The sequence below is a fragment of the Streptomyces sp. NPDC040718 genome (genome assembly GCF_055593565.1).
Genome location: NZ_JBVIXO010000010.1, coordinates 45,778 through 65,970, shown reverse-complemented (window position 1 = coordinate 65,970; position 20,193 = coordinate 45,778). Strand labels below are relative to the sequence as shown.

The following is a 20,193-nucleotide window of genomic DNA, read 5'->3' as shown; positions in this document are numbered from 1 at the left end:
CGGGCCGGCCCGTTGCGTCGTACCGCCCGCCGGGGGATCAGTCCGTGCCGAACTCCATCGCGGCGCGGTCCAGCATCTCCTCGTCGGCGGAGACCTCGCCGCGCGAGGCGATGGCCTCGGCGCCGCCCTCCGGCATCTCCGGCATGGTGCCGATCAGCCCGGTCGCGGCCGCCTGCGCGGCGCCGACGGAGGGGCTGCCGGTCCCGATCAGACCGAGGACCGCGTACTGCTCCAGCTTGGCGCGGGAGTCGGCGATGTCCAGGTTGCGCATGGTGAGCTGGCCGATCCGGTCCACCGGGCCGAAGGCGGAGTCCTCGGTGCGCTCCATGGAGAGCTTGTCCGGGTGGTAGCTGAACGCCGGACCCCGGGTGTCGAGGATCGAGTAGTCCTCGCCGCGCCGCAGCCGCAGGGTCACCTCGCCGGTGACGGCCGCGCCGACCCAGCGCTGGAGGGACTCCCGCACCATCAGGGCCTGCGGGTCCAGCCAGCGGCCCTCGTACATCAGGCGGCCGAGGCGCCGGCCCTCGTTGTGGTACTGGGCGAGGGTGTCCTCGTTGTGGATGGCGTTGACCAGGCGCTCGTACGCGGCGTGCAGCAGGGCCATGCCGGGCGCCTCGTAGATGCCGCGGCTCTTGGCCTCGATGATCCGGTTCTCGATCTGGTCGGACATGCCCATGCCGTGGCGGCCGCCGATGGCGTTGGCCTCCATGACCAGGTCGACGGCGGAGGGGAACTCCTTGCCGTTGATCGTGACGGGGCGGCCCTGGTTGAAGCCGATCGTCACGTCCTCGGTGGCGATCTCGACGGACGGGTCCCAGAACCGGACGCCCATGATCGGGTCGACGGTCTCGACGCCGGTGTCCAGGTGCTCGAGGGTCTTGGCCTCGTGGGTGGCGCCCCAGATGTTGGCGTCGGTGGAGTACGCCTTCTCGGTGCTGTCGCGGTAGGGCAGGTCGTGGGCCAGCAGCCACTCCGACATTTCCTTGCGGCCGCCCAGCTCGGTCACGAAGTCCGCGTCCAGCCACGGCTTGTAGATCCGCAGGTGCGGGTTGGCGAGGAGGCCGTAGCGGTAGAACCGCTCGATGTCGTTGCCCTTGAAGGTCGAGCCGTCGCCCCAGATCTGGACGTTGTCCTCGAGCATGGCCCGGACCAGCAGGGTGCCGGTGACGGCGCGGCCGAGCGGGGTGGTGTTGAAGTAGGCCCGCCCGCCCGAGCGGATGTGGAACGCGCCGCAGGTCAGTGCGGCCAGGCCCTCCTCGACCAGCGCCGCTCGGCAGTCGACCAGGCGCGCGATCTCGGCACCGTAGGTCTTCGCACGGCCGGGCACCGAGGCGATGTCGGGCTCGTCGTACTGGCCGATGTCGGCGGTGTAGGTGCACGGGACGGCACCCTTGTCGCGCATCCACGCGACCGCGACGGAGGTGTCGAGGCCGCCCGAGAAGGCGATGCCGACGCGCTCGCCGGCGGGAAGGGAGGTGAGGACCTTAGACATAGGAAGATTATGCATGCTGCCGCATGTTCATGCAATTCCGGATCGAATCCCGGATCGGCGGAGGCTCCGGTTCCTCAGTTCCCGCCGTCGAAGGCCCACGACTCGATGTCCCGGTAGTGGATCGGCCCCGGGCCCCGGCCGATGTTGCTGCCGACCAGGTGCAGGCGCTCCGCCTCCCACTCCCGCCCGCCGAACCCGGCGAGTCCGGCGGCGGCCTCCAGTGCGGCGGAGGGGTCGCTCCGCCGGGCCCGGGCCAGTGTCAGGTGGGGGCGCAGCGGCCGGTCCGGGAAGGCGATGCCGCACTCCTTGACCACGGCGCGCACCTCGGAGGCCAGTACGTGCAGCTCGTCGAGCTCGCCGCCCATCCCGCTCCACAGCACCCGCTCGTCGAAGTGGCCGCCGCCGCGCAGGGACAGCCGTACGGGCCGGCGCGCCGCCGCCAGCTCCGCGAGCCTGGGGCGCAGCGGCGGAACGGCCCCGACCGGGAGCTCGCCGAGGAACGCCAGGGTGATGTGCCAGTCCTCGATGCGGTTCCAGCGCATGCGCGGGTACGCCTCGTACGCGGGGGCGAGCGCCCGCTCCAGCTCCTCCTTCGCGTCGTCGGGCGGGGCGAGGGCGATGAAGACGCGGACGGTCGCGGCCTGGCTGTGTTGCTTCACGTACGCCTTCGTACCGCCTCCCGGCCTCCCCGGTCACCTTCCGGCCCGTCAGGTCCGTCCGGCGGGCCGTCCGGCCTTCTAACTCCAACCTGGGTTGTTCCTAGAATGGCGAGATGGAGGACATCGATGCGATCGCGGTGCTGCAGGATCCCGTGCGGCGCCGGCTGTACGAGTACGTGGTGGCGCAGGGCCGTGAGGTGGGCCGGAACGAGGCCGCCGAGGCGGCCGGGGTGGCGCGCACCCTCGCCGCCCACCACCTGGAGAGGCTGGCCGAGGCCGGGCTGCTGGAGAGCGGCAGCCGCCGGCTGACCGGCCGCTCGGGGCCGGGGGCGGGCCGTCCCGCCAAGGTGTACACGCGGGCGCGCACCGAGTGGTCGGTGTCCTTGCCGGCCCGCGACTACCGCACCGCCGCCGAGCTGCTGGCCGAGGCCGCCGAGCGGGCGGGGCTGGACGCGGGGCTCTGTGATGCGGCGCGCCGCCGGGGTGAGGCCCTGCGCGGTCCGGGGGCGCCCTGCGGCGGGCTCGAAGAGGCGATGGCGGTGCTGGCCGCCCGCGGCTACGAACCGCATCTGGAGGGCGCCGGGGGGGAGGGGCGGGGGGACGCCGGGGCGGCCGGGCCCGTCGTCCGCATGCGCAACTGCCCCTTCCACGCCGTCGCCGAGCGCTTCCCGCCCCTGGTCTGCGGGATGAACCTCGCCCTGCTGGAGGGGCTGCTCGGCGCGGACGGTCCGGTCCGCGCCCGGATGGACGCCCGGCCGGGGGAGTGCTGCGTGGTGGTCGAGCCTTCTAAAAACAATATTGATTGACATAGAAACGAGTGCCGTGCTGGGATGAGGGCCATGACCGCATTCCCGAACGGCCCTGCCGCCGCCCACCTGGCCCAGCTCAACGTCGCGACGCTCCGCTACCCCCTGGAGGACCCGCGCGTCGCTCCGTTCGTCGAGATGCTCGATCCGGTCAACTCCGCCGCCGACGCCGCGCCCGGGTTCGTGTGGCGGCTCACGGAGGAGGGGGAGGGCGACGCCACCGCGCTGCGCCCCCTGGGCGAGCACGTCATCGTCAACATGTCCGTGTGGGAGACCCAGGAGGCCCTGTGGGACTTCGCCTACCGGAGCGGGCACCTGGAGGTGATGCGGCACCGCCGCGACTGGTTCGAGCGGCACGCCGAGGCGCACATGGTCCTCTGGTGGGTCCCGGCGGGCCATGTCCCGGGCGTCGAGGAGGCCCTGGAGCGGCTGGCGGACATCCGGGCGCACGGCCCGTCGCCGCGTGCGTTCACCTTCGCCTCCTCCTACACCGCGGCCGAGGCCGCGGCGCACACCGCCCCCGCGTAACGCCCGACGGCATATGGCTCGGCCATCGACATATGTCGGTGGCCGAGCTATTGTCATGCTCGTGAACGATCAAGCTCTGCGCGAGCCGACTCTGCTCATCCTCACCGCGATCGCCGACGCCCCACGGCACGGATACGCGATCGCCCAGGAGGTCGAGAAGATCTCGGAAGGCCGCACGAAGATGCGTACCGGAACGCTGTACGGGGCCCTGGAACGGCTCCTCGAACAGCAGCTCATCGCCGTCCACGACGAAGAGGTGGTCGACGGCCGCAGGCGGCGCAGCTACGCGCTCGCCCCCCACGGCCGCCAGGTCCTGGCCGCCGAGGCGGCCCGGATCGCCCGCACCGCCCAGGAGGCCACCCGGCGCCTCGGCCTCGGCGCGAAGGCCGCGTCCGGCCCGCTCGGCTCCTCCGGCGGGACGGTGACCGCATGACCGCCCTGCTGAGGCTCTACCCGGCCGGATTCCGGAGGGAGTTCGGCGACGAGGTGGCCATGGCCTACCACGAGGCCACCCGCGACGCGGGCCGCGCGACCCGGACCCGGGAGGCGCTGGACGTCGTCGGGCACGCACTGCGCATGCGGCTCGGGCTCGGCTCGGCGGGCCGCGCCGGCCGGCTGGCGGCGGCGGTGGCCCCCTTCGCCGTCGCCGCGGTGGGCGCGAGCGCGCTCTGGTGGGCCGGCCTGATGGTCCCGGCCGCCCGGGCCTCCTGGCTGCCCGCGGAGCTGACGGTCCCGTTCCTGCTGCTGGCGGTCACCCACTTCGTCATGGTGCTGGGCGCGGCGACCGCCCTGGCCGGCCGCTGGACCGCGGGTACCTGGACCGTACTGGCGGGCTGCGCGGCGACGGTCGTGACCGACCTCTTCCGGGTGGGGGGCGACCTGGAGGGCACCCTCCCGTCGCGGTCCCCGCTGTTCCTCGCCGCGCTCGTGGCCCTGCTCTGCCCGGCGGACCTCCGCCCGCAACCGCGCGTCCGAACGGCGGCCGGGCTGGGTGCCGTCGTGCTGTGGGCCACCCTGCTGACCGGCGTGCTCACCCTGAGCCCCCTGTCCGGACCGGCCGTCGGGCTCCGCTTCGCCGTACCGGCGGCAGCCGCACTGGCCCTGGCCGGGCGGCCCGCGTTCGCCCGGCTGCGCACGGCGCCCGCCGTGCTCCTCGCGGCGCTGCCCCTCGCCGTCCTCGGCACGCCGCTCTGGACGCAGGACGTCTACACGGGCCCCGTATCGCTCGGCCTGCTCCTCGCGGCGGCGACCGCGGTGGCCGTACGCCGCCGCAGGGGCGGTAACCCGCTGGGCAGGTCCTGACGCCGCCGCCGCCGGCGCCCCGCACCGTACGGTGTACCCGGGGCGCCGCACGGCCGGCGGCGGCCGACGGGAGCGACGGGGGAAACGTGTTCGCGGTGATCTACCGGTGGCGGCTGCGACCGGGCACGGAGGAGCAGTTCCGCGAGGGCTGGCGCCGGGTGACGGAGGCGATCCTGCGGGACTGCGGCAGCTACGGCTCGCGGCTCCACCGCGCGGACGACGGCACCTGGGTCGCGTACGCCCGCTGGCCCGACGAGGAGACCCGCGAGCGCTGCGCGGTGCCCGACCCGGAGGGCATCGCGATGATGGCGGGGGCGATCGAGGAAAGGATGCCGGAGACGAGGCTCGGCCTCGTCGACGACCTCCTCGCCGAGCCGACGGTTGCGGCGGCGGAAGCCGAGTCCGTCACGACAGAGGTGCACTGACACCGCATCAGCCACCGGGAGGCCGCCCCGCCCGCCCGGGACACAGGCGGCCGAGCCCCGGCCCCACGACTGTAGGGTCGGGGATCCGCCCTCGTGGACGGTGCGCGGGGCGGACGGAAGGGGTGTCGCATGCCGAAACGTCACGCGGTGGTGGCCGGCGCCGGAATCGGCGGTCTCACGGCGGCCCTCGCACTGCGCCGCCGGGGCTGGCACGTGACCGTCTGCGAACGGGCCCCCGAACCCCCCGCCACCGGCGCCGGCATCGGCCTCGCCCCCAACGCCCTGCGCGCACTCGAAGCGATCGGCGTCGACGCCGCCCACGCCGCGGGAAGCTCCGTGCCCGGTGCGATGGGCGTACGCCGCCCGGACGGCCGGTGGCTCACCCGGGCCGCGACGGGGGACATGGCGGCCCGCTACGGCATCCCGCCGATCGCCGTCCCGCGCCCGGCCTTCACCGCCGCCCTCGCCGCGGCCCTCCCGCCGGACGCGCTCCGCTACGGCACCGCGGTGACCGGCGTCGACCCGGCGGGCCCCGACGGCCCCGGCGGGCGGGCGACCGTCCGGACGGCGGCCGGCCCGGACCTCGCCGCCGACCTGGTCATCGCCGCCGACGGGATCCACAGCGCGCTGCGCCGCGCGCACTTCCCCGCCCACCCCGGCCTGCGCTACCTCGGCGAGACCGCCTGGCGGACCCTCGTGGACGCCCCGGAGCTGCGGATCCCGGCCATGAGCGAGACCTGGGGGCGGGGGGAGAGGTTCGGGGTGACCCCGCTGGCCGACGGCCGGTACTACCTCTACGCCACCGCGCGCGTCCCGGCCGGCACCCGCTCGTCCGACCCCCGCGCCGAACTCCGCCGCCGTTTCGGGTCCTGGCACGACCCGATCCCGGCCCTGCTGGACCGGGTCGCCCGCCTCGTCCCCGCCGACGTCCTCCAGAACGACCTGTACGAGCTGGCCGCCCCGCTCCCGCGCCTGCACCACGGCCGGACCGCCTGGCTCGGCGACGCCGCCCACGCCATGGCCCCCAACCTCGGCCAGGGCGGCTGCCAGGCCATCGAGGACGCCGTGGTCCTCGCCCACCTGCTTCCCGCGGGGGACACCGGGCACGGCGAGGGCGGTGGGGACCCCGTCCCGGCCGCCCTCGCCGCCTACACCGCCGCCCGCCGCGACCGCACCGACGCCGTACGCGTCCGCGCCCGCCGGGTCGGCCGCCTCGGCACCCTGCGCAACCCCCTCGCCGCGGCGGCCCGGGACCTCGCGGTCCGCGCCACCCCCGACCGGCTGGCCCTGCGCGGCATGGACGACCTCTTCAACGGCTTCCGCCTCCCCGGGCTCCCGGGATAGCGCTTAGGCCCGGATGACCTCCGGACCGCGGCCGGCGATCTCGTCCGCCTGCCCGTCGGTCAGGCCGGTGTCCGTGACCAGTACGTCCACCTGCTCCAGGGCGGCGAACCGGGCGAAGTGCCGGGCGCCGTACTTGGAGGAGTCGGCGACCAGCACGACACGGCGCGCTCCGGCCACCATGGCCCGTTTGACCGCCGCCTCGGCCAGGTCGGGCGTGGTCAGCCCGGTCTCCGCGGAGAAGCCGTTGGTCGCGATCACCGCCACGTCCGGCTGCAGTTCCGCGAGGTCCCGCAACGCCCAGGCGTCCACCGCGGCCTGCGTACGGTGCCGCAGCCGGCCGCCGACGATGTGCAGGTGCAGCCCCGGATGCTCGGCGAGCCGGGCGGCCACCGGGAGGGCGTTGGTGACCACCGTCAGGGTGGAATCGCGTGGCAGCAGGGCCGCCAGCCGGGAGACGGTGGTACCCGCGTCCAGCAGCAGGCTGCCCTCCTCCGGCAGCAGCGCGAGCGCGGCCCGGGCGATCCGCTCCTTGGCGGCCGCGGCGGTGGAATCGCGCTCGGCGAGCCCCGGCTCCAGCCGCAGCCCCCCGGCGGGAAGGGCGCCGCCGTGCACCCGGCGCAGCAGACCGGCCCGTTCCAGGGCCGTCAGGTCCCGCCTGACGGTCTCCTGGGTGACTCCGAACTCCTCCGCCAGGGCCGGGACTTCGACGCGCCCGCGCTCCTGGGCCAGCTGGACGATCCGGTGCTGACGCTCGGGTGCGTACATGGGGATCGGATCCGTTCCATAGGGGTTGGTCCCTGTATAGGACGGACCCTACTCGCCATCCCGCCCGACGGCGGGCCGCCCGGCCCGCGGAAGGGCGTCAGCCCTCCCCGCCCGGGGTGTACGGCGCGAACGGCGCCCAGCCCTTCACCGCGAAGGCCCCCGCGTCCCGGGCGACCTCCAGGGCGCCGTGGGAGCCGAAATGCGCCGGAACCAGCAGCGCGTTGTGGTCGGCGGCCCAGCCCAGCAGCCGGCGCCGGGTGGCCCGGGACTGCGCGGCGTCCTCGCAGAAGCAGCTGTTCGCGTCCGGCTCCATGACCTGCACCGGGCTGTGCAGCAGATCGCCCACGAACACCGCCCGGTCGCCGCCGGAGGCGAGGGTGAGCACGCTGGAGCCGGGGGTGTGTCCGGCGGCGAGGTCCAGCCGCAGGTTGGAGTCGATCCGGTGGCTGTCCTCCCACAGCACGACCTGGCCCGCCTCGTGGACCGGGGCCACGCTGTCCTCGAACACGCCGGCGTTGCCGTCGCCGAGGACGGACGGGTGGCCGTTGGCGGGGTTCCAGAACTCGAAGTCGTTCCGGTTGATCAGGTAGCGGGCGTTCGGGAAGGTCGGGACCCAGCTGTCCCCGTCCAGGCGGGTGTTCCAGCCGACGTGGTCCCCGTGCAGGTGGGTGTTGACCACGAGGTCGACGTCCTCGGGCCTGACCCCGGCCCGGGTCAGCTCGTCCAGGAAGGCCGTCTCCTGGCGGTCCCAGGGCGTGCCGGGCCGTGCCTTGTGGTTGCCGCCGCCGGTGTCGACGAGGATCACCCGGCCCTCGCTGCGCAGCACCCACGTCTGCAGCGCGACCTGCGACACGGGCGGCTCGCCGTCCGCGAAGTCGGGCCGCAGCCAGCCGGAGTGCGCCGACCAGACGTCCTCGCTGCTCCCGGGGATGAATTCGTGCGGGGTGAGCCCGAGCGGCCCGTAGTACTCGCGGACCCGGGTCACCCGGACGTCGCCCAACTCGATGGTGTCTGTGGTGGTGTTCATGGCCCCAACCCTGCGGGCGGTCCGGCGGGACAGCCACACCCTTCCCTGCCTATCCCCGGCAGGGTGAGGCAGGCGCCCGCGCGGCCCGCGATACTGGGCCGCATGGACGGACAGAGCAGCCTCGGCGCGTTCCTGCAGGCCCGCCGGTCCCGGCTGACGCCGGCGGACATCGGCCTCGACACGTACGGCGAGCGGCGCCGGGTCCCCGGCCTGCGCCGCGAGGAGCTCGCCCTCCTCGCGGGGGTCAGCGCCTCGTACTACGCACGGCTGGAGCAGGGGCATTCGCACAACGCCTCGCCGGAGGTGCTGGACGCGCTCGCCCGTGCGCTGGACCTGGACGAGGCCGAGCGTCGGCACGTGCACGACCTCGCCGGCCAGGCCGTCCGGCGGCCCGCCGCCCGGCGCCCGCCCGCGGAACGCGTCGACGGGGCGACCCGTCGGCTGCTGGAGTCCATGCCCGAGGTCCCGGCCGTCGTCACCGGCCGCCGGGCCGACATCCTGGCGTGGAACCCCCTGGGGCACGCCCTGTTCGCCGGTCATCTCGACGCCACCGCGCCCGACCGGGCCGCGGACCGGCCCAACATGGCCGCGCTGATCTTCCTCGACCCGTACCTGCGCGAGCTCTACGGCACCTGGGAGTCCAAGGCCAGGGCCGCCGTAGCCAACCTCCGGTACGCGGCGGGCCGCCACCCGGACGACGCGCTCCTCGGCGCGCTCGTCGGCGAACTCAGCATGAAGAGCGACGAGTTCGCCACCATGTGGGCCGACCACCGGGCCCGTCCCTGCACCGCGGCCGAGCAGCGGATGTGGCATCCGCTGGTCGGGACCCTGACCGTCACCCAGCAGGCCCTGCGCGTCACCGACGACCAGACGCTCCTGGTGGCCACCGCCCCGGCGGGCTCCGAGGACCACACGGCCCTCAGACTCCTCGCCCAGGCCACCGCCCGACCCGGGGCCTGACCCCGGACCCGGGGCCTGACCCCCGACCGGGGCCTGACCCCCGACCCGGCCGCCGGTCAGCCGCCCGGCTGCGGGGGCCGGACCAGGCGGCGGACGGACTCCACCACCGCCTCGCGGTGCCGGGCCAGCCGCGCGGCGGGCCAGGACTCGCCCGTGCCGCCGGCCGCCGGGCCGCCCACCGCGCCGGTCCACGCCTGCGCCAGCCCCATGACCAGGGTGAGCACGTCCTCCGGATCGAGCCCCGGGTCGACCAGCCCCGCACCCTGTGCCCGCTCCACCGCCGCGATCTTGCCCCGGTAGGACTCGGCCACGGGCTCCGTGGTCTCCGGCCGCTCCAGCTGCTTCCACTGCACCAGGCGCATCAGGTCCGGGTACGCCACGAAGTGGTCGAAGACCGCCCCCGCGTACCCGGGCAGGTCCTCGGCGTCGAACGGCACGGATTCCGAGCCCGTCTCCAGGGCGCGCTGGAGAACGGAATCGAACAACTGTTCCTTGTTGCCGTAGTAGACGTAGATGAGCCGCTTGTTCGCCTGGGCGGTCGCCGCGATGCGGTCGATCCGGGCGCCGGCGATGCCGTACGCCGCGAACTCGGAGAACGCCGCGTCGAGCAGGCGTGCCTTGGTTGCGCTGGAATCCCGTGCCATGGCGGGCAGCCTAGCAAGTAACTATCCGGTTATTGACATGTGGGGCACCCCGTGTGCAGACTCGAACTATCCAGTTAGTTACTTGTTCGCATCTCACCCCACGGAGGACACCATGGAGATCCGCGCACTGGGCGGCCAGGGCCTGGAGGTCGGCGCCGAAGGCCTCGGCCTGATGGGCATGAGCGCCCACTACGGCGCCACCGACGAGACCGAGTCCCTCGCCACCATCGACCGCGCCCTCGCCCTGGGCGTGACCCTGCTCGACACCGCCGAGGGCTACGGCCCCTTCGTCAACGAGCAGCTGCTCGGCAAGGCCCTCCGCGGCCGCCGCGACGCCGCCGTCATCGCCACGAAGACCGGCGTCGAGTTCACCGACCAGGGAGCCTTCCGCGGCCACAACGGCACCCCCGAATACATCCGCCGCTCCGCCGACCGCTCCCTGCGTCACCTGGGTACCGACCGCATCGACCTGTACTACCTGCACCGCGTCGACCCGGCCGTGCCCATCGAGGAGAGCATCGGCGCCATGTCGGAGCTGGTCGCCGCCGGCAAGGTCGGCCACATCGGGATCTGCGAGGCCGCCGCGAGCACCATCTCCCGCGCCCACGCGGTGCACCCGCTGGCCGCCGTGCAGACCGAGTACAGCCTCTTCGAGCGCGGGATCGAGCACGACGGCGTGCGCGAGATCCTGCGCGAGCTCGGCATCGGCCTCGTCGCGTACTCCCCGCTCGGCCGCGGCTTCCTCTCCGGAGCCGTGACCAGCCCGGACGACTTCGCGGCCGACGACTTCCGGCGTACGGACCCCCGCTTCCAGGGCGAGAACTTCGACCGCAACCTGGCCGTCGTCGACCGCGTCCGGGCCCTCGCCGCCGAGAAGGGGGTCACGCCCTCGCAGCTCGCGCTGGCCTGGACCCTGCGCATGGGCGCCGTGCCGATCCCCGGCACCAAGCGCCGCCGCTACCTGGAGGAGAACGTCGCCGCGACCGGAGTCACCCTCACCGACGCCGATCTGGCCTCCATCGACGCCGTCGCGCCGCACGGCGTGGTCTCGGGCGACCGGTACGCGCCCGAGCTCATGGCGTCGCTGAACGGCTGATCCCGCCGCCCCGCGCGGGTGCCGCGGGGCGGATCAGCGGAGGCCGATGGAGCGGAACTCGTCCAGGACCGCGAAGCCCGTGCTGTCGTACAGGCCCATCGCGACCTCGTTCCCGCCGAAGACGTTGAACATCATCGCCCCGTCGCCGCCCTGCCGGGTGGCCCACTCGCCGACGGCCATCGCGGCCCGGCCGTAGCCCTTGCCGCGGTGCTCCTCGTACACCTCCAGGGAGAAGCCGAAGGTGACACCCGGCAGGAAGCCGTGGTTCACCCAGCCCGTGCCGATCACCCGGCCGTCTGCCTCCATCGCGTAGAAGGCGTGCCCCGGGGTCAGGTACCCCTGCGGGAGGTACTGGGCGAAGTCCCGGTCGGACTTCTCCTTGGCCTGCTCCGGGGTGAGGGCCCCGGCCCGCACGATGTCCGCGATGTACGCGGCCTCCTCGCCGGCGTACCAGGCCGGGTACTCCTCCTCCGTGAGCCGGCGGACCGTCAGCCCCGGCGGCAGCTGGGGCTGTTCGGCCACCGCGCGCATGCGGTTCTGCCCCCGCACCGGGTAGTCGGCGAAGGCCCCCGCCCCGCCGGTGAGCCGGACCTCCACCCGCTCGGCGCCGTGCTCGGCACACCACCGCTCGGCCCACTCGCGCCCCCGCGCCACCGTGAGGTCGTGGATCCGGCCGACCAGCGCACCGTCGTCCTCCGTCACCGCGACCGCTATCCAGCCGGTGCCGTCCGTGGCCACCGTCCAGCCGTCGATCCCCTTCACGGCCCGCTCCAGCAGTGCCCGGGCCAGCGGCTCGGGGCAACCCGCGGCCCGGTATCCGGCCAGCACCCGCTCCTCGAACCCGCCCCGCCACGCACCCTGTCCGGCAACGATCTCGATCTCGCTCATCCCTCAACCCTAGCCATCGGCACCGACAGTGCAGGGACTGGATCTTGACGGCTCCTCAGGGCATAAGTATATCTTGATGCAGTCACTGCACAGCAGTGCAGTGACTGCACTGCTGTGGACTGCGAGTGGCGCAGCTCACACACCCGCACCCGTCACAGGGGGCGGGGCAGCGGTGTCTTGTGCCCGAACCCCTCGAAACGAACGAAGGAGAAGCCATGAGCGAGAAGACCGGTGTGGTCGTGATCGGCGGCGGTTACGCGGGCGTGATGGCGGCCAACCGGCTGACCCTGCGCGGTGATGTGACGGTGACTCTGGTCAACGCGCGCCCGTCGTTCGTCCACCGGATCCGGCTGCACCAGCTGGCCGCGGGCAACGACCCGGCCGTCGTGGAGTACGCGGACGTCCTCGCCGACGGCGTGCGCCTTGCCGTGGACACCGTGGACCGCATCGACGCCCCCGCCCGCACCCTGGAACTCGCCTCCGGCGAACGCCTGGGCTACGACTACCTCGTCTACGCCGTCGGCAGCACCGGCGCCGACCTGCGCGTCCCCGGTGCCGCCGAGCACGCCCACCCCATCGCCACCCTCGAAGACGCCCAGCGCCTGCGCCCGGTCCTGGACGCCGCGCCCGAAGGGGCCCCGGTGACGGTGGTCGGCGCGGGCCCGACCGGCATCGAGACCGCCGCCGAACTCGCAGGCGCCGGCCGGCCCGTCACCCTGGTCTGCGGCGGCACCCTCGGCCCCTACCTCCACACCCGCGGACGCCGCTCGGTCGCCCGCCGCCTGGCCCGCCTCGGCGTCACCGTCGTCGACGGCCCCGAAAGCACCGTCACCCACGTCAGCGCCGCCGCGGTCCGCCTGGCCGACGGCCGCGAACTGCCCAGCCGCGTCACCGTCTGGACCGCCGGCTTCGCCGTCCCCGACCTCGCCGCCCGCAGCGGCCTGGCCACCGACACCGCCGGCCGCATCCTCACCGACGAGACCCTCACCAGCGTCGACGACGACCGGATCGTCGCCGCCGGGGACTCGGCCGCCCCCTCGGGCCTGCCGCTGCGGATGAGCTGCCAGGCCGCGATGCCGATGGGCGCCCGGGCCGCCGACACCGTCCTGAGCCGCCTCGCGGGCGAACGCCCCGAAACCCTCAACCAGCCCTTCGGCGCCCAGTGCATCAGCCTCGGCCGGGCCGACGGCATCTTCCAGTTCGCCAAGGCCGACACCGCGATCTGGTTCCACGTCGACGGCAAGCCCGGCGCCAAGCTCAAGGAAACCGTCTGCAAGGGCGTCGTCAAGCACCTCGCCGACGAGGCGGAGAAGCCCGGCGGTTACCGTCTCCACCTCATGGGCGCCGCCACCCGCCAGAAGAAGCTCCAGGCGATGCAGAGCGAGCCGGCCGCCGCCGAACAGGTGGCCTGATCCGGACAGGTCGGGTGCCCGGGGGAGGGCCGGGAGGCGGGGCCGACCGGATTCGAACCGGCGTCCTCACGGTTTTGGAGACCGCGCGCGTCGACCCCTGCGCTACGGCCCCGCCCTGCCCGGCAGTCTAGGCCTGTCCGCCGTGGATGATCTGGATGAGGTTGCCGCAGGTGTCGTCCAGGACCGCGGTGGTGACCGGGCCGGTCTCCCTCGGCTCCTGGGTGAAGCGGACCCCGAGCCCGCTCAGCCGGGTGAACTCCGCCCGTACGTCGTCCACGGCGAAGGAGGCGGCCGGGATCCCGTCCTTGACCAGCGCCTCCTTGTACGGCCTCACCGCCGGGTGGCCGTCGGGCTCCAGCAGCAGCTCGGTCCCGCCGGGGTCCTCCGGCGAGACCACGGTCAGCCACCGGTCCGCGCCCAGCGGCACCTCGTGCTTCTTCACGAAGCCCAGTACGTCCGTATAGAACCGCAGGGCCTTGTCCTGGTCGTCGACGAAGACGCTGGACAGGTGGATCCTCATCGGGTGCTCTCCCTCGTATCGGGCTGCTGCTCGACCACGCTGGTGCCGCTTCCCTCCTGGGACTCCCACGTCCACGTCTCCTCCAGCCGGAGCCGCCCGTCGGGGAGTTCCGTCACGAGGGAGACGCAGTGCCCGGAGGCGGTCGAGCCGTCGTGGCGGAGCTGGACGTAGCGGAAGTCGACGGTGTCGTCCGCCCGGGTGCCGACCAGGTGTCCCCTGGCCACGTCCCCGCCACCGTAGTCGGCCCAGACGCGGCCGTCCTGCTCGTGGTACTCGAAACGGGTCTGCCGGCCGACCTGGCCCGGCGCCTGGTCGGCGACGGGGACGAAGACGAGGCCGTCGAGCGAGCGCGCCACGGTTGCTCCCGGAGGAAGGCGGTCGGGGGCAGGGCCCCGCCCGGATGGATGTCCCGGCCACCCTAAGGCGCGGGCCGGCGGCGGAGGCCGATGGGAGCAACGGGAGCTGCGGAACAGCCCGGCGCGTGGTGGCATCGGTCGTATGAAGGATCCCTTCGGATGTGACGAGCCCGCGCTGCCGGCCCGGGCGGGCACCGTGGACCGGGCCGCCGCCCGCCGTGCGGTCGCCTCGCGAGCCATCGGGGCGGAGGACCTGGAGGCCCTGCTCGACATGATCGGCCTGTGGCCCGACGACGATCCGCCACCGCGGGGGAGCCGGCCGGCCGCCGGCTGAGGCTCAGGAGCCGTCGTCGCCCCGGTGCTCCCGCTCGTCGCGGCGCCGCCCCTTCTCCTCGGCCCGCCTGCTGCGGGCCGGGGAGATGGGCTCGGGGTGGACGGGGTCCTGGCTGGGCGGCTGCGGGCGCCCGCGTTCCTCGCGGGGTTCGCCGGGCTCCTGGCGCTTGTCCTTCTTACCGTCCATGTCGGGTGACTCCTCGGTGCCGGGTCGCGGATTCCTCACGTTCACCCTGACACGCATCGCCGCAGGCCGCGCCCTGTCGGGTCGGTGGGCGCGGCGTGGGGGTGATGTGACAATCCGGTGCGGATGTGCCGTGGGAGGCGTGTGCGTCCGTGCCCGTCAAGACGCGGACCCCCGCCGCGACTTGCGGACGGGTACCCCGAGGGGGCGCGCCGGGGTCCCGAAGGGTGTCCGGATCACCCTTCCGTCGGCTGTAGGGTGACGTGCGCCCGTCAAGGCGGGCCCTCCTGCACACTGATATTCCAACGGGGTTCGAACGTGAAGCTTCGCCATGTCCGCGCGGTCGCAGTATTCGGTATCGCCGTCGTCGCACTGACCGGAGCCCGTGGCTCGCACGGTGCCAGCTGTGGCGGTGGCAGCAGCCACGGCTCCAGCAGCACCAGCGGCGGCAGCACCGGCGGCAGCCTCGACAGCAGCGGCACCACGGGCAGCACCACCACGGGCAGCACCAGCTCCAGTTCCAGCACCGGCTCCGTCACGGGCGGTTCGAGGGACAAGGCGGAGCGCGACGTCCGGATCGACGGGTGCAAGCTGGACAGCTCCGGCAAGAACCTGGTCGCCAAGCTCACGGTCACCAACAGCAGTTCGCTGGACTACACGTACAACATCACGATGAAGTTCCGCGGCGACGCGACCTCGACCGCGGTCCCCGCGACGGCCATGGTGAGCAGCCTGAAGGTCAAGGCGGGCGCGTCCCAGCCGGCCGAGGCCACGACTCCGTACTTCGGCAAGACCAACGGCACCGAGTACAAGGAGTGCGTCGTCGTCAGCGCGTCGAAGAGCTCCTTCTGACCCAGGACGGGACCGCACCGCGGAGCCCCGCACACCGTCGGCCGACGGTGTGCGGGGCTCCGCGGTTTCGTGACATGCGACACACGGCCCTCTCCGCTCCGGCGGGCCCGGCGGAGATCGTAGGCGGGCGTACATTTCGCTATTTGTCCCCGTTTGGCATTGACATGCCGCACACCGCCAGAAACGGAATTGGGGACTCTCATTTCACCTCTCCCAACGCTCCTGCTGAGAGGTGGTTCTAGCGGCGCGTCAGCTGTGCCGGGGCGGGCCCGTGCGGGGCCATGCACGTTCTTCCCGCCCTTTCAAGCCGGAACCCGGGGCACCCGCGCGGCCGGCCGGCACCGGCTTGCCATGCCACTGCGGGCCTTCTAAGAATGGCGACTCCTCCGGCGCCCCAGCGGTCCGGCGCCGGGAGCTTCGCGATCACCGAGTGAGGTCCCGCATGAAGAAGCACCGTAAGAAGACGCACTACCGGAAAATAGCCGTCGCCGTCGGCGCGCTGGCCGTCGTGGGTGTCCCCACCGCCGCCATGGCCTGCCTGGACACCGAGGACACCGGCCGCGCACGGCCCGCCGCGGCGCAGTCGGACGTCCCCTTCGACGCGTCCGAGGCCCCGCTCCCGGAGCAGGTTCCCGTCCAGGCCGAAGTGCCCGCGCTGCCCGACGCCGATGCGGCGCCCGTACGGCCCGCCGTCGAACAGCCGGCCGAACAGCCCGCCGAGCCGGTCGTCGAGGCCGCGCCGCCCGCGCGCCCGCAGCAGCCCCGGCCGGAGCCGGTGGAGTCCTCCGCCGCGCCCGCCGCGCCGCAGGCCTCCGGGGCGCAGGCCAAGGTCCTCGAACTCGTCAACCAGGCGCGCGCCGCGGCCGGCTGCCCCGCGCTCACCGTCAACGCGAAGCTGACGAAGGCCGCGCAGGACCACAGCGCCGACATGGCCGCGCACGGCAACATGTCCCACACGGGGTCCGACGGTTCCGACGCGGGCCGGCGGATCACCCGCGCGGGGTACGAGTGGCGGACGTACGGCGAGAACGTCGCCTATGGGTACAGCTCCCCCGAGCAGGTCATGGAGGGCTGGATGAACAGCCCCGGCCACAAGCGGAACATCCTCGACTGCTCGTACAAGGAGATCGGCATCGGCCTCGCCCAGCCGGGCCAGTACTGGACGCAGGACTTCGGCGCGGCGCGCTGACCGGCCCGTACGCCGTCGGCCCGGGGCGCCCGTCAGGGTGACGTGGAGCCCTGGCCCGGTGTCGCGGCGGGGTAGGCGGCGGTGATCAGGGCCGGCGCGAGGTCCTCCTTGCGCATCCGCTGGTCGACGTACAGCAGGGAGACCGCCAGCTGCGGGTAGCCCAGCTGGAACAGCGCGCTGACCACGCCTCCGGCCATCAGGCAGACCGCGTACACGACGAACCCGAGGATCATCGTGGCGGGCACCGCGCCGTCCGAGCCGGTGTCGAGCATGGCGGGGAAGAGCGCGAGCATGCCGACGAAGCCGAACGGCAGCTGGATGGCGTAACCGCCGACCATCCCCACGCCGTACGCGAGCAGCGAGATGCCGAAGACGCGCCACCAGTCGTCGCGCACCAGATGGGCCGACCGCCGCAGCGCGGCGACGGGGCGGAGGTCCTCGAAGACCGCCACGGCGGGTGCCAGGCTGAACCGGGTCGCGAGCCAGACCGCCACGGGCATCCATGCCAGGACCCCGGCGAACAGCAGGAACAGGCCGGCCGGCGGGCCGGAGCCGTCCAAGTTCATGATCACCAGCGGGAAGCCGATCGCGTAGATCAGGATGGCCGGCCCGCCGGCGATCAGCCCGATCAGCGAAAAGGTGCCGAGCACGGAAGGCAGCCGGGACCAGCTGCGGCGCCACATGTCGCGGAAGGTCGCGGAGCGGCCGAGTACGGCCTCCTGCACCACCGCGGGGCACAGGGCGCCGATCGCCGCGGTGCCCAGCAGCATCACGAGCAGCAGGATCACGCCCCCGGGCAGCAGGGCCAGGAACACGGTCGCCACGTCCGCGCTGTCGGCGGACGACTCGGGGTCCAGGTCGAAGACCTCGGCGAAGCTGCTGCTCGCCGCCGCGACGCCGATGGCGATCGCCGCCGTCACCAGCAGGAATCCGGCGGCCTGTATCGCGAGCATGACGCCGACCAGCGGCTTCCAGTACTGGCGGAAGGCCTTGAAGGCCCCGCCGATCATCTCGCCCGCGCCGAGCGGCCGCAGGGGTATGACCCCCGGCTGCGGAGGCGGCTGGATCCAGCCGCCTCCCCACTGCGGCGTGGGCTGCTGCGGGTGTTGTCCCCATCCCGCGTTGTACGACATCACTGTTCCCCCTATTGACCTGGAGGAACACGGTATCCCCTCGCACCCCGGGACGGGGCGCGAGGGGTCCGGCCGTACGCGGCACCGCAGGGGGCGCCGCGCCGCGGTCAGGTGTTGATGCAGGTGTTGGCGGCCGCCGGGTTGATCAGGCCGATGATGTTGATGGTGTTGCCGCACACGTTGAGCTGCGCGTGGATCGGCACCTGGACGACGTTGCCGGACAGCACGCCCGGCGAGCCGACGGCGTAACCCTCGGCGTGGGAGTCGGCGACGGCGGAACCGCCGGCGCCGAGGATGCCGGCCGCGGCCAGGACGGTGGCGGCGATCGCAGTTCGAATACGCATGTCACTCCAAAGTCGATGACGGAACGTCGAAGCAGGATCACACCGCCTCCGGGGGCTCCGTGCCCGGCATTCACCTGACCACCGGCGTGTTCCGGCGGACAGCATGACCGGGCCGCCCGATCGGGTGCCGCCGCGGGACGGGGCGGCCACCGCCGGCCAAAGCCGTTGTGTCGCGCGTCACGTGTGGCGCCCTTGGGCCCCGCGCCCGCCCCGCGTCCACGATGGGGCCATGGAGATAGGCATCGCACTGCCCCAGTACGGCACTCACGCGCAGGCCGCCCGCATCGCCGGCTTCGCACGCGACGCGGAGCGCGCCGGCTTCGACTCGCTCTGGGTGGGGGACCGCTCGCTGACCCCGGTCGAGCCCAGCGACATCTACCCGGGCCACACGCCGGAGAACCCGTACCCGCCCGAGTACCGGACCTTCCTCGACCCGCTCACCGTCCTGACCGTCGCCGCCACCGCGACCGACCGCGTCCGCCTCGGCACGAGCACCCTCAACGCGCCGTGGTACCCGCCCCTGTTGCTCGCGCGCAGCCTCACCTCGCTGGACCAGGTGAGCGGCGGCAGACTGGACGCCGGCTTCGGCATCGGCTGGCTCCGCGACGAATACACCGCCGTCAACGCGGACTTCGGCCGTCGCGGCGAACGGCTCGACGAGATCCTCGACATCCTCCAGGGCATCTGGGCCCGGGAGGACTTCGAGCACGACGGCCCGCACTGGCGCGTCCCGCGCGCCCACGTGGGCCTGCGCCCGGCCCAGCAGCCGCACCCGCCCCTCTACTTGGGCGGTTTCTCACCCGCCGCGATGCGCCGGGTCGGCCGCCGCGCGGACGGCTGGGTCGGCGCCGTCCTGCCGGCCGAGGCGCTCGCCGGACTCTGGGCCGTCGCACGGCGGGCCGCCGAGGAGGCCGGCCGCGACCCCGACGCCCTGCGCCGCAACATCCGCTTCAACGCCAAGCCGGGTGCCGGCCACGAGGAGATCGCGGCCGTCCTCGCCGGCATCCGGGACACGGGTGCCGACAGCTGCTTCGTCGACCTCCAGCAGTGCGTGCGCGAACCGGACGAGGCGCTGGAGCTCGGCATCAAGGCCCTGGACCGCGTACGCGCCGGCTAGGGAGTCGCGGGCCACGCGGCCGGGCGGTCCGCACGGCCCGGCAGCGTGCCGTATAGTTGATCTCGAGCTCGCCGCCGCGGAACACGGTGACGGGACGATGCGTTGGTGGTCCAAGGAAAGACACCCCACTTCCCGTGGGGGAATGCAGGTGCAAGGCCTGCCCAGCGCTCTGACCAGGCCCCGGTCTCCTCATGGAGACCGGGGCCTTTTCGCGGATCCGAACAGGCCCTGTGCCGGGCGGTGTTCGCCGCCGGGGCACAGGGCCTGCGGATCCCCCCGGTCACGGTCAGACCTCGCCCCGCCAGGCGCCCGTCTCGCATCCGCGTGCCTCGATGAACATCTTGAACCGCTTCAGATCGCCGGCGACCTGGCGCTTGACGAAGCCGAGCTTGTCGGCGGCGGTCTCGGCCAGCCCGTCGGGCACCCAGTTCATGTGCAGCACGACCTTGGTGGTGCTCGCGTCGATCGGCTGGAAGGTGACCAGCCCGGCCTGGCGGGCCTCCCCGTCCACCGTCATCCACGCGACGCGCTGGTCCGGGAGCTGCTCGGTGATCCGCGCGTCGAACTCGCGCTGCACACCGTTGACGTTCGTCACCCAGTGGGTGAGGGTGTCCGTCCGTTGCTCGACGCGTTCGACGCCTTCCATGAAGGCCGGGAAGTCCTCGAACTGCGTCCACTGGTTGTAGGCCGTACGCAGGGGGACGTTGACTTCGACGTACTCCTCGACGTGCGACATGTGCACCCCTTTCCGTGTCCCCGGCAGCCCCGCACCCCTCGGTGCCGGTCGCTCCGTCAGGACGTCCACGGGCCCGGCTAC

25 protein-coding genes and 1 tRNA gene are annotated in these 20,193 nt (G+C 73.4%); 13 read left to right on the top strand and 13 right to left on the bottom strand.

The window, feature by feature from the left end; translation table 11 throughout:
* Window positions 1-37: 37 nt before the first annotated feature.
* The gene (argG, locus tag ACZ597_RS24100; RefSeq protein WP_471333634.1) at window positions 38-1,492 is read right to left on the bottom strand and encodes an argininosuccinate synthase; all 1,455 of its coding nucleotides are present in this window, start codon (window positions 1,490-1,492) and stop codon (window positions 38-40) included.
* A gap of 74 nt (window positions 1,493-1,566) precedes the next feature.
* The gene (thpR, locus tag ACZ597_RS24095; protein ID WP_471333631.1) at window positions 1,567-2,151 is read right to left on the bottom strand and encodes an RNA 2',3'-cyclic phosphodiesterase; all 585 of its coding nucleotides are present in this window, start codon (window positions 2,149-2,151) and stop codon (window positions 1,567-1,569) included.
* A 113-nt stretch (window positions 2,152-2,264) separates the two neighbouring features.
* Between thpR and ACZ597_RS24090 the strand changes: the two genes are divergently transcribed.
* The 6 genes from ACZ597_RS24090 to ACZ597_RS24065 all read left to right on the top strand — a co-directional run bounded on the left by ACZ597_RS24090 (window position 2,265) and on the right by ACZ597_RS24065 (window position 6,556).
* On the top strand, window positions 2,265-2,957 hold the full coding sequence (locus tag ACZ597_RS24090; RefSeq protein ID WP_471333629.1) for a helix-turn-helix transcriptional regulator: 693 nt from the start codon (window positions 2,265-2,267) through the stop codon (window positions 2,955-2,957).
* 33 nt (window positions 2,958-2,990) lie between these two features.
* Complete coding sequence (locus ACZ597_RS24085; protein ID WP_471333626.1) at window positions 2,991-3,485, top strand: DUF3291 domain-containing protein; 495 nt, start codon at window positions 2,991-2,993, stop codon at window positions 3,483-3,485.
* Between the two features lie 55 nt (window positions 3,486-3,540).
* Window positions 3,541-3,918, top strand: a complete 378-nt coding sequence (locus ACZ597_RS24080) for a PadR family transcriptional regulator (protein ID WP_471333623.1) — start codon at window positions 3,541-3,543, stop codon at window positions 3,916-3,918.
* Window positions 3,915-4,787 carry a hypothetical protein gene (locus ACZ597_RS24075; RefSeq protein WP_471333620.1) on the top strand — a complete coding sequence of 291 codons (873 nt, stop codon included), beginning with the start codon at window positions 3,915-3,917 and terminating at the stop codon, window positions 4,785-4,787. The genes ACZ597_RS24080 and ACZ597_RS24075 overlap by 4 nt, the downstream gene beginning before the upstream one ends.
* An 86-nt stretch (window positions 4,788-4,873) precedes the next feature.
* Window positions 4,874-5,212 (top strand): antibiotic biosynthesis monooxygenase family protein, encoded by a 339-nt coding sequence (locus tag ACZ597_RS24070; RefSeq protein ID WP_471333617.1) that lies wholly within the window; start codon window positions 4,874-4,876, stop codon window positions 5,210-5,212.
* Window positions 5,213-5,341: 129 nt separating this feature from the next.
* On the top strand, window positions 5,342-6,556 hold the full coding sequence (locus ACZ597_RS24065) for an FAD-dependent oxidoreductase (protein WP_471333614.1): 1,215 nt from the start codon (window positions 5,342-5,344) through the stop codon (window positions 6,554-6,556).
* Window positions 6,557-6,559: 3 nt separating this feature from the next.
* Here the strand turns inward: ACZ597_RS24065 and ACZ597_RS24060 are convergent, their stop codons facing one another.
* Both ACZ597_RS24060 and ACZ597_RS24055 read right to left on the bottom strand, forming a co-directional pair.
* Complete coding sequence (locus ACZ597_RS24060) at window positions 6,560-7,321, bottom strand: DeoR/GlpR family DNA-binding transcription regulator (RefSeq protein ID WP_471333612.1); 762 nt, start codon at window positions 7,319-7,321, stop codon at window positions 6,560-6,562.
* A 97-nt stretch (window positions 7,322-7,418) separates the two neighbouring features.
* Window positions 7,419-8,348 carry an MBL fold metallo-hydrolase gene (locus tag ACZ597_RS24055; protein ID WP_471333608.1) on the bottom strand — a complete coding sequence of 310 codons (930 nt, stop codon included), beginning with the start codon at window positions 8,346-8,348 and terminating at the stop codon, window positions 7,419-7,421.
* Between the two features lie 102 nt (window positions 8,349-8,450).
* Between ACZ597_RS24055 and ACZ597_RS24050 the strand changes: the two genes are divergently transcribed.
* The gene (locus tag ACZ597_RS24050) at window positions 8,451-9,308 is read left to right on the top strand and encodes a helix-turn-helix domain-containing protein (RefSeq protein ID WP_471333605.1); all 858 of its coding nucleotides are present in this window, start codon (window positions 8,451-8,453) and stop codon (window positions 9,306-9,308) included.
* Between the two features lie 56 nt (window positions 9,309-9,364).
* Here ACZ597_RS24050 and ACZ597_RS24045 read toward each other — a convergent pair whose 3' ends face one another.
* The gene (locus ACZ597_RS24045; RefSeq protein WP_471333602.1) at window positions 9,365-9,952 is read right to left on the bottom strand and encodes a TetR/AcrR family transcriptional regulator; all 588 of its coding nucleotides are present in this window, start codon (window positions 9,950-9,952) and stop codon (window positions 9,365-9,367) included.
* A gap of 112 nt (window positions 9,953-10,064) precedes the next feature.
* Here ACZ597_RS24045 and ACZ597_RS24040 point away from each other — a divergent pair, with 112 nt between their 5' ends.
* A complete protein-coding gene (locus ACZ597_RS24040; protein ID WP_471333599.1) occupies window positions 10,065-11,048 on the top strand; it encodes an aldo/keto reductase in 984 nt (327 codons plus the stop codon).
* 33 nt (window positions 11,049-11,081) lie between these two features.
* Here the strand turns inward: ACZ597_RS24040 and ACZ597_RS24035 are convergent, their stop codons facing one another.
* Complete coding sequence (locus tag ACZ597_RS24035; RefSeq protein WP_471333597.1) at window positions 11,082-11,936, bottom strand: GNAT family N-acetyltransferase; 855 nt, start codon at window positions 11,934-11,936, stop codon at window positions 11,082-11,084.
* 215 nt (window positions 11,937-12,151) lie between these two features.
* On the opposite strand from ACZ597_RS24035, the gene ACZ597_RS24030 reads away from it, so the two are divergent.
* Window positions 12,152-13,348, top strand: a complete 1,197-nt coding sequence (locus tag ACZ597_RS24030; protein ID WP_471333594.1) for an NAD(P)/FAD-dependent oxidoreductase — start codon at window positions 12,152-12,154, stop codon at window positions 13,346-13,348.
* 37 nt (window positions 13,349-13,385) lie between these two features.
* Here ACZ597_RS24030 and ACZ597_RS24025 read toward each other — a convergent pair.
* The 3 genes from ACZ597_RS24025 to ACZ597_RS24015 all read right to left on the bottom strand — a co-directional run bounded on the left by ACZ597_RS24025 (window position 13,386) and on the right by ACZ597_RS24015 (window position 14,224).
* A tRNA-Trp gene (locus ACZ597_RS24025) sits at window positions 13,386-13,460 on the bottom strand.
* A 15-nt stretch (window positions 13,461-13,475) separates the two neighbouring features.
* Window positions 13,476-13,868: a VOC family protein gene (locus ACZ597_RS24020; protein WP_471333591.1), complete on the bottom strand. Its 393-nt coding sequence runs from the start codon at window positions 13,866-13,868 to the stop codon at window positions 13,476-13,478.
* A complete protein-coding gene (locus ACZ597_RS24015; protein ID WP_471333588.1) occupies window positions 13,865-14,224 on the bottom strand; it encodes an avidin-fold protein in 360 nt (119 codons plus the stop codon). The genes ACZ597_RS24020 and ACZ597_RS24015 overlap by 4 nt, the downstream gene beginning before the upstream one ends.
* Before the next feature lie 142 nt (window positions 14,225-14,366).
* Here ACZ597_RS24015 and ACZ597_RS24010 point away from each other — a divergent pair, with 142 nt between their 5' ends.
* A complete protein-coding gene (locus tag ACZ597_RS24010; RefSeq protein ID WP_471333585.1) occupies window positions 14,367-14,558 on the top strand; it encodes a hypothetical protein in 192 nt (63 codons plus the stop codon).
* A gap of 3 nt (window positions 14,559-14,561) precedes the next feature.
* On the opposite strand, the gene ACZ597_RS24005 is transcribed toward ACZ597_RS24010, so the two are convergent.
* Window positions 14,562-14,744 (bottom strand): hypothetical protein, encoded by a 183-nt coding sequence (locus ACZ597_RS24005; protein WP_471333582.1) that lies wholly within the window; start codon window positions 14,742-14,744, stop codon window positions 14,562-14,564.
* A gap of 315 nt (window positions 14,745-15,059) precedes the next feature.
* Between ACZ597_RS24005 and ACZ597_RS24000 the strand changes: the two genes are divergently transcribed.
* Together ACZ597_RS24000 and ACZ597_RS23995 are read left to right on the top strand one after the other, a co-directional pair.
* Window positions 15,060-15,593, top strand: a complete 534-nt coding sequence (locus tag ACZ597_RS24000; protein WP_471333580.1) for a hypothetical protein — start codon at window positions 15,060-15,062, stop codon at window positions 15,591-15,593.
* A 442-nt stretch (window positions 15,594-16,035) separates the two neighbouring features.
* Entirely contained in the window at window positions 16,036-16,782 is a 747-nt protein-coding gene (locus ACZ597_RS23995; protein ID WP_471333577.1) for a CAP domain-containing protein, read from the top strand.
* 32 nt (window positions 16,783-16,814) lie between these two features.
* Here ACZ597_RS23995 and ACZ597_RS23990 read toward each other — a convergent pair whose 3' ends face one another.
* Both ACZ597_RS23990 and ACZ597_RS23985 read right to left on the bottom strand, forming a co-directional pair.
* Window positions 16,815-17,915: a DUF7847 domain-containing protein gene (locus ACZ597_RS23990; RefSeq protein ID WP_471333575.1), complete on the bottom strand. Its 1,101-nt coding sequence runs from the start codon at window positions 17,913-17,915 to the stop codon at window positions 16,815-16,817.
* 107 nt (window positions 17,916-18,022) lie between these two features.
* Window positions 18,023-18,259, bottom strand: a complete 237-nt coding sequence (locus ACZ597_RS23985; protein WP_471333572.1) for a chaplin — start codon at window positions 18,257-18,259, stop codon at window positions 18,023-18,025.
* A 229-nt stretch (window positions 18,260-18,488) separates the two neighbouring features.
* Between ACZ597_RS23985 and ACZ597_RS23980 the strand changes: the two genes are divergently transcribed.
* Window positions 18,489-19,376 (top strand): TIGR03619 family F420-dependent LLM class oxidoreductase, encoded by an 888-nt coding sequence (locus ACZ597_RS23980; protein ID WP_471333570.1) that lies wholly within the window; start codon window positions 18,489-18,491, stop codon window positions 19,374-19,376.
* A 286-nt stretch (window positions 19,377-19,662) separates the two neighbouring features.
* On the opposite strand, the gene ACZ597_RS23975 is transcribed toward ACZ597_RS23980, so the two are convergent.
* Window positions 19,663-20,112 (bottom strand): SRPBCC family protein, encoded by a 450-nt coding sequence (locus ACZ597_RS23975; protein ID WP_471333567.1) that lies wholly within the window; start codon window positions 20,110-20,112, stop codon window positions 19,663-19,665.
* Window positions 20,113-20,193: the final 81 nt, after the last annotated feature.